Source organism: Gemmobacter serpentinus, assembly GCF_008973825.1.
Lineage (GTDB): Bacteria > Pseudomonadota > Alphaproteobacteria > Rhodobacterales > Rhodobacteraceae > Gemmobacter > Gemmobacter serpentinus.
On record NZ_WCHR01000027.1, the window covers coordinates 62,386 to 72,104 of the forward strand.

Annotated in this window: 9 protein-coding genes; 4 read left to right on the forward strand and 5 right to left on the reverse strand. The window is 66.0% G+C overall.

The window, feature by feature from the left end:
* Positions 1–7: 7 nt before the first annotated feature.
* A complete protein-coding gene (locus tag GBJ34_RS15580) occupies positions 8–1,078 on the forward strand; it encodes an alkane 1-monooxygenase (protein ID WP_226341221.1) in 1,071 nt (356 codons plus the stop codon).
* Between the two features lie 111 nt (positions 1,079–1,189).
* Here GBJ34_RS15580 and GBJ34_RS15585 read toward each other — a convergent pair whose 3' ends face one another.
* Positions 1,190–2,728: a calcium-binding protein gene (locus GBJ34_RS15585; RefSeq protein ID WP_192931246.1), complete on the reverse strand. Its 1,539-nt coding sequence runs from the start codon at positions 2,726–2,728 to the stop codon at positions 1,190–1,192.
* Positions 2,729–2,919: 191 nt separating this feature from the next.
* Here GBJ34_RS15585 and GBJ34_RS15590 point away from each other — a divergent pair, with 191 nt between their 5' ends.
* Together GBJ34_RS15590 and GBJ34_RS15595 are read left to right on the forward strand one after the other, a co-directional pair.
* Positions 2,920–3,654, forward strand: a complete 735-nt coding sequence (locus GBJ34_RS15590; RefSeq protein ID WP_151720125.1) for a Crp/Fnr family transcriptional regulator — start codon at positions 2,920–2,922, stop codon at positions 3,652–3,654.
* Positions 3,651–5,441, forward strand: a complete 1,791-nt coding sequence (locus GBJ34_RS15595) for a CHASE2 domain-containing protein (protein WP_151720126.1) — start codon at positions 3,651–3,653, stop codon at positions 5,439–5,441. The genes GBJ34_RS15590 and GBJ34_RS15595 overlap by 4 nt, the downstream gene beginning before the upstream one ends.
* Positions 5,442–5,454: 13 nt before the next feature.
* Here GBJ34_RS15595 and GBJ34_RS15600 read toward each other — a convergent pair whose 3' ends face one another.
* A complete protein-coding gene (locus GBJ34_RS15600; RefSeq protein ID WP_192931247.1) occupies positions 5,455–6,069 on the reverse strand; it encodes a FecR family protein in 615 nt (204 codons plus the stop codon).
* A gap of 140 nt (positions 6,070–6,209) precedes the next feature.
* The gene (locus GBJ34_RS15605) at positions 6,210–6,503 is read right to left on the reverse strand and encodes a hypothetical protein (RefSeq protein WP_151720128.1); all 294 of its coding nucleotides are present in this window, start codon (positions 6,501–6,503) and stop codon (positions 6,210–6,212) included.
* A 495-nt stretch (positions 6,504–6,998) separates the two neighbouring features.
* Here GBJ34_RS15605 and GBJ34_RS15610 point away from each other — a divergent pair, with 495 nt between their 5' ends.
* Positions 6,999–8,069 (forward strand): 3-deoxy-7-phosphoheptulonate synthase, encoded by a 1,071-nt coding sequence (locus GBJ34_RS15610; RefSeq protein WP_151720129.1) that lies wholly within the window; start codon positions 6,999–7,001, stop codon positions 8,067–8,069.
* Positions 8,070–8,221: 152 nt separating this feature from the next.
* Here GBJ34_RS15610 and dmeF read toward each other — a convergent pair whose 3' ends face one another.
* Complete coding sequence (dmeF, locus tag GBJ34_RS15615; protein WP_151720130.1) at positions 8,222–9,163, reverse strand: CDF family Co(II)/Ni(II) efflux transporter DmeF; 942 nt, start codon at positions 9,161–9,163, stop codon at positions 8,222–8,224.
* A gap of 59 nt (positions 9,164–9,222) precedes the next feature.
* The gene (locus GBJ34_RS15620; protein ID WP_151720131.1) at positions 9,223–9,495 is read right to left on the reverse strand and encodes a metal/formaldehyde-sensitive transcriptional repressor; all 273 of its coding nucleotides are present in this window, start codon (positions 9,493–9,495) and stop codon (positions 9,223–9,225) included.
* Positions 9,496–9,719 lie beyond the last annotated feature (224 nt).

Below are 9,719 nucleotides of genomic sequence, written 5' to 3' on the forward strand. Positions count from 1 at the left end.
ACCCGTCATGAAGCGCCCGTTCCGCCGCAGCCTGCCTTTGAAACCGATGCCGCTTTTTGCGGCAGCCGCGATCACGCCGTTGATCCTGCTGGCGGGCGGGGTTTACCTGGGCAGCGCATGGGTGCTGCCCGGGCTGCTTTATATGGCTGTGCTGACGGCGGCGCTGGATCATCTGATCCGCCTCACCGCCCCCGATGCGCCGGAAGGGGCAGAGTTCCCGGCGGCGGATGCGCTGCTGGTCGTGATCGGTCTGGGGCATCTGATCGCCTTTCCGCTGGCGGTCTGGGCGATTGCAGGCGACAGCGGGCTGTCGCCACTGGCGCGCATTCTGCTGTTCATGGGCTTTGGGCAGTTCTTCGGGCAGGTGTCGAACCCCGCAGCGCATGAGCTGATCCATCGCGGATCGCGCAATCTGTATCGGCTGGGCGTCGCGGTCTATGTGACGATGCTGAACGGCCATCACGCTTCGGCGCATCGGCTGGTGCATCATCGCCATGTGGCGACCGATCTGGACCCGAACTCGGCCCGCGCCGGGGAAAATTTCTACCGTTTTTTGCCGCGCGCCTATTTCGGCAGTTTCCGCGCGGGGTTTGGGGCCGAAAACGAGTTGCGCGCCAGAAAGGCACGCGCGCTGCATCCCTATGTCGCCTATGTCACCGGTCAAGTTTTCTGCCTTGCCCTTGGCGGGCTGCTGGCCGGATGGGCGGGTGCTCTGGTCTGGCTGGCGCTGGCCGCCTATGCCACCGCGCAATTGATGCTGTCGGATTATGTGCAGCATTACGGGCTGCGCCGCGCCCTTCTACCCAATGGCCGCCATGAGCCGGTGAATGACCGGCATAGCTGGAACGCACCGCATTGGTTTTCCTCCGGGGTGATGCTGAATGCGCCGCGCCATTCCGACCATCATGCCCACCCGAACCGCCCCTACCCCGCCTTGCGCCTGCCGGAACCGGATGATGCGCCCTGGCTGCCATGGTCGCTGCCCGTGGCATCGGCCGTGGCGCTGGTGCCGCCGCTCTGGCATCGGCGGATGCGGCACCGGCTGGCGAAATGGCTGCCCGAGACGGCAGAGCGGTAGCCCCCCGGCCCTTGCGGGGCGCGCGTGAGTTGGGGCCAGTGCTGGATCACAGGCTCGACAAATCACGGGCTCCACAAATCACGGGCCTCACAGATCACAGCCTGTCGCAGATCACAGGATGAAATCGGCGGCGGTCAGGTTGAGCGCGCGATCGAGCTGGATCACCAGATCCGGGCCGCCATCGCCATCGATATTCACCAGGATCGTGGTCTTGCCATTGCCCTGCTCGGCCCGCACCGTGCCCGCGCCATTGCCGACGGCCACGAAATTGAAGGCCTGATCGCCCTTCAGCGAAAGATTGGCGTCGATCTGCGACAGATCGATCCGGTCGCTGCCCCGGGTGAAATCGGTGATCCGGTCAAAGCCACCGGGCTGATTGGGGCTGTCGCTGGCGCGGGCAAAGACAAAGCGATCCGCCCCCGCCCCCCCGGTCAACAGATCGGCACCCGCGCCGCCTTCCAGCCGGTCATCGCCCGCACCGCCCTGCAAATCGTCATTCTCGGCCCCGCCGATCAGCAGATCATTGCCCGAGCCGCCATCCATGGTGTCGCGGCCCGCGCCGCCCTCCAGGCTGTCATGGCCGATGCCGCCGAACAGACGGTCATTGCCTGCCCCGCCCTGCACCAGATCCTGGCCCTCCTCACCCTGCAACCCATCGCCTGCGCCGGTGCCGATGATATGATCGTTGTTGGGGCTGCCGATCATGCGCTCGAACCCCGAAAAATTCGTCAGCCCGAAGACGCCCGCATTCATGTCGATCTCCAGCAGGGCACCCACCCCTTGGGTGAAAGCCGCGATGAAGCCGAAATCAATCGTATCGGTGCCGCTGCCGCCGATCAGCGTATCGGCACCAAGGCCCACGGTCACCAGATCGTCGCCCGCCCCGGCATCGACGCGGTCATCGCCATCGCCGCCATCCAGCACATCATTGCCGGCATCGCCAGAGAGCGTGTCATTGCCCGCATCGCCGGTGATCTCGTCCCGCGCGGTGCCGCCATAGATCAGATCATGGCCCGACCCGCCCGAGATCCGATCCGGGTCTTCGCCGCCATAGATCTGGTCATTGCCGCCTTCACCCGCGATCCGGTCATTGTCGAGACCGCCATAGATTGCATCATTGCCGGTGCCGCCATTCAAGACGTCATGGCCGACCTCGCCCATGATCTGATCGTTGCCGGCATCGCCATTGATCTGGTCATCGCCGCCCCGCCCCAGCAGGATATTGGCGGAGGCATTGCCAGTCAGCCGGTCCGCATGGTGCGAGCCGGTGATATTCTCGATGCTGAACAGCCGGTCACCCTGTGCAATGCTGCCGGTCTGGGTGGTGCGGGTCAGGTCGACCTGCACCCCAGCCTCGGCGCCGGTATAGTTCACCGTATCGATGCCCGCGCCACCATCGATCGTATCGGCACCGAAACCGCCATAAAACAGGTCATTGCCCGCGTCACCATAGTAAAGGTCATTGCCGGACTGGCCGAAGATATGGCCGTCAATGATGGTATCATCGCCGTCGCCGCCATAGACCGTGTCATCGCCCATATAGGTGCTGATGCGGTCATTGCCGCCAAGGCCCGAGAAGCGGTCATTGAAGATGTAGATCAGCCCGTCGGTCAGGGTATCGCCGCGATTGGTGCCCACGAAATCGACCATGACCATTCTCCCTTTGCGCTGAAGGCGGGGCCCGCGTTCTGTCCGGGTCCGCTTGCTGTCTGGGATCACCATGCCCGGCGCAGGGATTCGCTGCTGTTCCCAACGGAACAGGCCAGATCGGCCTTGTCGGGCGGGGCGGTTTTCCCGCACTCTGGCAGGGCCTCAAGACCCTGCCTGATGAAAGGCCGATCATGCATCCCGTTCCGCCAGATCTGGCCCATTCAGAATCCGGCCCCCCTGCGCCGCGCTTCTGGCGCGGCTTTGCGATGTTTGGCGACGCGCCCGAGGCCGCGCTTGCAGGGCTTTCTGCCCTGGCACAGCCATTGCGGTTTCAGCCCGGGGCGGTGCTGTTCCAGCGTGGCGATCCCGGCGACTGGATGTTGGTTCTTGCCTCGGGCCGGGTGAAGCTGACGCTGCTGACCCCGCAGGGGCGCGAACTGATCCTGCGTCATGCCGAGGGCGGTGACAGTCTGGGCGAATTTGCGCTGGTCGATGGTGCAACGCGGTCGGCGGCGGCGACAGCCGTGCAGGCGGGCCATGGCTGGCGGCTGGACCGCGCGCGGTTTCTCGCACTGGCCGAGGGGCATCCGGCGCTCATGCTGGGGCTTGCGCGCTATTTCTGCGAAAGGCTTCGCGACACCACCGATCGGCTGGAGGGGATCGCGCTTTACGGGCTGGAGGCGCGGCTGGCGCGGTTCTTCCTGCTGACGCTGCACCAGATCCATGGAACCGACGATGTGCCGGACGGCGCCGCCCTGCGCCTTGATATCTCGCAGGGCGAGCTTGCGGCGCTGCTTGGTGCCAGCCGCCCCAAGGTGAACCGCGCGTTGCAAGTGCTGCAAGAGGCGGGCGCGATCCGCCGCGAAGGCGCGGTCTGGCATTGCGATGCCGCGCGGCTGGCCGATCTGGCGGAGCCAGAGGATTGACCGGGCCAAAACATTGGCAGCTCTGGCCCCTGCTGCTGCTGGCATTTGCCGCCGCATCCGGGCTGCTGATCCTGCCCGATTCAGCGCGGGCGCGCTATTTCGACCGCTTGATGATGGCCTGGCCCTCCACCGGGGGCGCGCAGGTTCTGGTCATCGATATCGGTGCGCAGGATGAGACCGGGGCACCTTGGGATCGCGCGGCCTCGGCCCGGCTGATCGCGCAAGTGGCCTCGGCACAGCCCCGCGCGCTTGGCATCGACATGCTGTTTGCGGGCGATTGCGATGGCCCGGCGGCCTTGGCCGTGACGCAGGCCATGCGTGACGCGCCGACCGTCACCGGCTTCCTGCTGCTGGATCAACCCGCCCCGCCCCCCGCAGCCGCGCAGCCGCTGGCGGTGGCCGACGATGCAAGGCTCTGGCCTGCCACGGGGATGGAGGCCCCCTGCCCGGGCATCGCCGAGGCCGCGCGCGGCCTTGGCTCCATGGCGCTGGCAGGTGACTCGGACGGTGTGCTGCGCCATGCGGCAGCCGGGGTGCGGATAGAGGATGGCGCCTATCCAACCCTGCCGGTGGCATTGGCGCAACTGGCGCTAAAGGATGCATCGGCCCCCCTGCTGACCGGGCAGGCGCTGCGTGTGGGTCAGCTTGCGCCCCTGTCGCTGGAGGACGGCTTGCTGCGGCTTGCCCCCGCATCCGAGCACGAACAGGCCGCGCGGCAGATTGAGGCCACGGAAATCCTGCAGGGCGAAGGGCTGGACCGGCTGGCCGGGCAAGTCATCCTCATCGGGTCATCCTTGCCCGAGCGTGGCGGCTTGCGCGCGACGGCTGCCGGGCCGCTGACCCCTTCGGTGCAGATTGCGGCCGATCTGACAGGCGCAATCCTGTCGGGCCAGATGCCGCGCCGCCCGGCCACGGCACTTTGGATCGAGGCCGGGTTATTGCTGGCCTTTGGCACCTGCGTGATCTGGCTCGCGCTCAGGCGCCGCCCGATGCAGGCCGCCATCGCGGCGGCGACTATGGTGCTTACAGGCTGGGGCACGGCACTTGTCCTTTGGAAATCAAGGCTCTGGCTGATCGACCCGCTTTGGCCAGGCCTTGCGCTGCTGGCGCTGCTTGGCGCGGCATTGCTGATCCGCGCGCGAATGGCAGCCCGTGCCGAGCAGGCGCTGCGTGCAAGGCTGGGGCAGCTTTTGCCCGCCCCCCTTGTCAGCCGCATCGCCGCCGAGCCAGACCTGTTGCGCCTGAAGGGGGAGCTGCGCGAGGTGACCGCGCTGTTCACCGATATCGAAGGGTTCAGCCTTGCTACCAGACATATGGGGCCAGAACAGTTGGTCGCCACGCTCGACGCCTATTTCAGCCTGACCTGTCGTATCGTGCTGGACCATGGCGGCATGATCGACAAGCTGGTGGGCGATGCGATCCATGCCCTGTTCAATGCGCCGCTGGATCAGCTCGGACATGAAAGCGCGGCTCTGGCCTGCGCGCATGCGCTGCAACGCGAAACCCGCGCCTTTGCCGCGACACATGGGCTGGGGATCACCCGGATCGGGCTGGAATGCGGTGCGGCCGTGCTGGGCGATGTCGGCGCGGGGGGCAAGATCGACTATACCGCCCATGGCGATGCGGTGAACCTTGCCGCCCGGTTGCAAGAGGCCAACAAGGCGCTTGGCACCATGATCTGTATCGGGCCTGAACTGGCGCGCCGCCTGCCCGATGCAGGCCTGCGCGATCTGGGTCTGGTCGAGATCCGGTCCTTCGGCCCACTGCGGCTCTGGACACCGGATTGAATATGCCAACCCGCTAGACCCTGAGGCCGACCGAGGCAAAGGCCGCCTCAATCCGCGCGGCCCCCCATGTCACCACCTCACCCGGTGGGCCACCAAGGCGCGCGAAATCCGCGCCCTCGCCGGGGCCAAGGCTGCGACGCTGCCCGCCGCCGCGCAACTCCACCTTGCCGCGCTGCACGAAGACCGCAAAGACACCCTTGCTTGGCCCGGCAAAGAACCGCGTGCCGCGCACACCGATGCGGGCAAAGCCGGTCTTCACCGTCAGATCGACCGGGGCCAGATCATCGGCACGGTCAAAGACCATTGCGCCCTGCCCCAGTGTGATCTGCCCGCCCTGATCGATCACAAAGCGATCGATGGCAAAAGCCGCGCCCGGCCCGAGATGGATGCGCGAGCGGTGAAACAGCTCCAGTGCGGCCCGACCATCCGCGCCGGTCTGCACCTGATCGCCCATCGCCAGCGGATCGGAGGCCCGCAGCGCAACCGCGCCATCGCCGCGCCTCAGCACAGCCTTGCCCGCCACCGAAAGCGTCGTCCCCACGGCCTCGGCCGTGGCCTGCGCGCCACGCGGCCAGATCAGCAAGGCGGGCGCGGCCAGAAGCGCGCGCCGCAAGCCATTGAATGCCATTCTGCAATCCTTTCCGTCGCCCGGCCTTTCCGTCGCCCGGCCTTTGCACCGCCCAGGCCCTGCCCGATCCGGCCCTGCCACACGCGCTGCCCGCGCGGGCCAAATGGATCGCGCCGGGAAGGGCTTCCCGGCGCGCACAGTCATTTCGACATGAGCTTGTTCTTGACCAGACCGACCAGCACTTGAACCACCAGCCCGCCAACACCGCCGCCGACCAATTGCCCCAGGATCGCACCGATATCGGCCCCTCCGGCGGCGGGTGCGGCACCCGCCCCCATCACCGCCCCAAGCAGGCCACCACCGGCAAGCCCGCCAAGCGCGCCCGCAATCAGATTGCCCGCCGCGCCAAGATCGGAGTCCTTGACAACCTTACCCCCGGCGGTGCCGCCGGCCGCGCCCCCCACAAGTTGGGCGATGATCGAGGTGATATCCATGTCCCGTTCCCTTGTTGGAATCGTGCCTTATCCGGCACTGGCTGGATGTTAACGCCAAATCCTCAGCTTCGGTTAGCGCAAAGATTTTGGCGGCTAAGCAAGGCTGTGTGCCAGCATTCCTGCAAAGCCCGGATCACCAGCAGGCAGGGTCTATAGACTTTGGGCCCGGGAAAATTGGTGCCGACGCGGCGGGGGCGACAGAGGATGGGGGATACCCCCTGGCCGCGCGATATCCGGGCGCACGCTCCGGTGATGTGGCAAGATCGGATCCGCATTTTCCGCGTGACAAGGCGGGAATCGCCCGCTACCAATTTCGCCATGTCGCATCACACCTTCTACATCGCATCGTTTTATTGGTTCTGCTGTCGCCAGCGGAACCGGGTTGCTGTGTAAGAGAAACACGCGATAGAAAACCCCGAGCCGCTGGTTTGACCGGCGGCTTTTTGTTTGACGATGCCCCCGGTCCTGCCTGCCCTCCCCCAAAAGGAAAGCATCATGACCACTCCGATCCAGACCGAAAACCTGCATATCGACACGCTGCGCGCCCTGCCTGCCCCGGCGGATCTGGCGGCCAGACTGCCGCGCGATGCCGTCATTTCGCAGATCGTGGCGGCCAGCCGCGCGGCGATCCGCGAGATTTTGGCCGGGCGCGACGACCGGCTGCTGGTCATCATCGGCCCCTGTTCGGTGCATGATCCCAAGGCCGCACTGGACCATGCCACCCGTCTGGCCGAGGAACGCCGTGCGCTGTCCGACCGGCTGGAGATTGTGATGCGGGTCTATTTTGAGAAGCCCCGCACCACGGTGGGCTGGAAGGGGCTGATCAACGATCCGCATCTCGATGGCAGCGACCGGATCGAGGATGGCCTGCCGATGGCGCGCAAGCTGCTTCTGGACATCACCCGCTTGGGCCTGCCTGCCGCGACCGAATTCCTTGACCCGATCCTGCCGCAATATTTCGCCGATCTGATCGCCTGGGGCGCGATTGGCGCGCGCACCACCGAAAGCCAGATCCACCGCCAGCTGGCCTCGGGCCTGTCCTGCCCGGTGGGGTTCAAGAACGGCACCGATGGCGGGGTGCAGGTGGCGCTGGATGCGATCCGTTCCGCCGCAGGTCGGCACAGCTTCCCCGCCGTCACCGCAGATGGGCGCGCGGCGATTGCCACCACCACCGGCAATCAGGCCTGCCATGTCGTGCTGCGCGGCGGCCATGCCGGGCCGAATTACAGCCCCGCCCATATCGCGGCGCTGGTGGCAGCGGCGCAGAAAGCCAAGGTCGATCCCGGCATCGTGGTGGATGCGAGCCATGCCAATAGCGGCAAGGATCCGGCCCGTCAGGCCGAGGTCGTGGCCGGGATCGGCGCGCAGATCGCCGCTGGCGACCGTCATATCCGGGGCGTGATGCTGGAAAGCAATCTGGTGGCGGGCAAGCAGGATCTGGTGGCGGGCAAGACCCCGGTCTATGGCCAGAGCATCACCGATGGCTGTATCGGCTGGGACGAAACAGGCCGCCTATTGCGTGATCTGGCTGCGATGGCCGCACAGCGCCAGCCAGTCGCGGCGTGACCTGAAAAGGGGCCGCGCCAGGATAGAGCGGCCCCTTTACGGGCATCGTCAGACAGGATCGGGCCGGCTGCACCGGCCGGACCAAAAAAGGCCAGATCCGGCAAGGAGGCTTGGACTGGCGGCGCGATCTGGCCCTGCTTTGCCGCCAAAGGTCAGGCGGGTGATCGCGAGACCTCGACCGTCACATGCGACAGGTCGTGGATGGCAGACAGCAGCCTGCGATAAGCCTCGGGCTCCATCGGCTCTGGCGCCTCCAGCGCGATGATCGCGGCGTGATGGCCGGGCCCCACCTGCCAGACATGCAGATCGGTGATGGTGACGGGCTCTGACGCCAGCGCCTCGCGCACCTCATCGGCGACATGTCCGCCCTCGGACGCCTGATCGAGCAGCACACCACCAGTGTCGCGGATCAGCCCCCAGGACCAGCGCGCAATGACCAAGGCGCCCACGATCCCCATCAGCGGATCGGCCCAGGCCCAGCCATTCAGCCAGCCGAAGATCAGCGCCACAATGGCCAGAACCGAGGTCAACGCATCCGCCATCACATGCAGATAGGCCGCGCGCAGGTTGTTGTCCTGCCCGTGATGGTCCTGGTGATGGTCATGCCCGTGATGATGGTGATGGTCGTCGCGCAAAAGCCAGGCGCTGATCAGGTTGACCGCAAGCCCGACCACGGCCACCACAATCGCCTGACCAAAGCTGATCGGCACCGGATCAACCAGCCGCATCGCGCTTTCCCATCCGATCAGCAGCGCGACCAGCGCCAGACCGATGGCGCTGGCAAAGCCCGCCAGATCGCCCAGCTTGCCGGTGCCAAAGGTGAAACGCGGATCGCGGGCATGGCGGCGGGCGTAAAGATAGGCCAAGGCCGAGACCAGCATCGCCGCCGCATGGGTGGACATGTGCCAGCCATCCGCCACCAGCGCCATGGAGCCGAAGATCGTGCCGCCGACGATCTCAACCCCCATCATCGCAGTGGTCAGTGCGATGACCAGCCAGACCTTGCGCTCATTGCGGGCGTGGCCACCCCCCAGAAAGACGTGATCGTGCCCGGCACCGGAAGGGATCGCCGCGCCGGCTGCGCTGTCGCTCATGACATGCTCCTTGACCGGGATATGCCCCCGGTTGCTTCAGCCCGGCTGTTTCGGCCGGGTTACTTCAGATAGGCCCGCATCACCTGCAGCAGTTCATCGCCGCCCTGCTGACGCGCGGCGTCGGTTTCCGCTTCCAGAACATGCGCGCGCAAATGGTCCTCCAGCACCTCCATCGTCAGGCCATTGAAAGCACCGCGGATCGAGGCAAGCTGACGCAGCACCTCGGCGCATTCGGCCTCGGCCTGCAAGGCACGCTCCACCCCATCGAGCTGCCCCTTGAGGCGGCGGATGCGGGCAATGAGCTTATCCTTCTGCTGGTGGGTATGGGACATCGGGCTGGCGCTCTGGCTGGGGAATCATAGTATAGGGGGGTATACTATTTCTGGACATCCAGGGAAAGCCCACCCCTGCCCTGCACGCGCATATCTGGAAAAGCCGAGGCGTGAAAAGGCGTGGGGCAAACGCTTCGGATCAACGCTTCGGATCAACGCTTCGGATCAACGCTTCGGATCAACGCTTCGGATCAACGCTTCGGATCAACGCTTCGGATCAACGC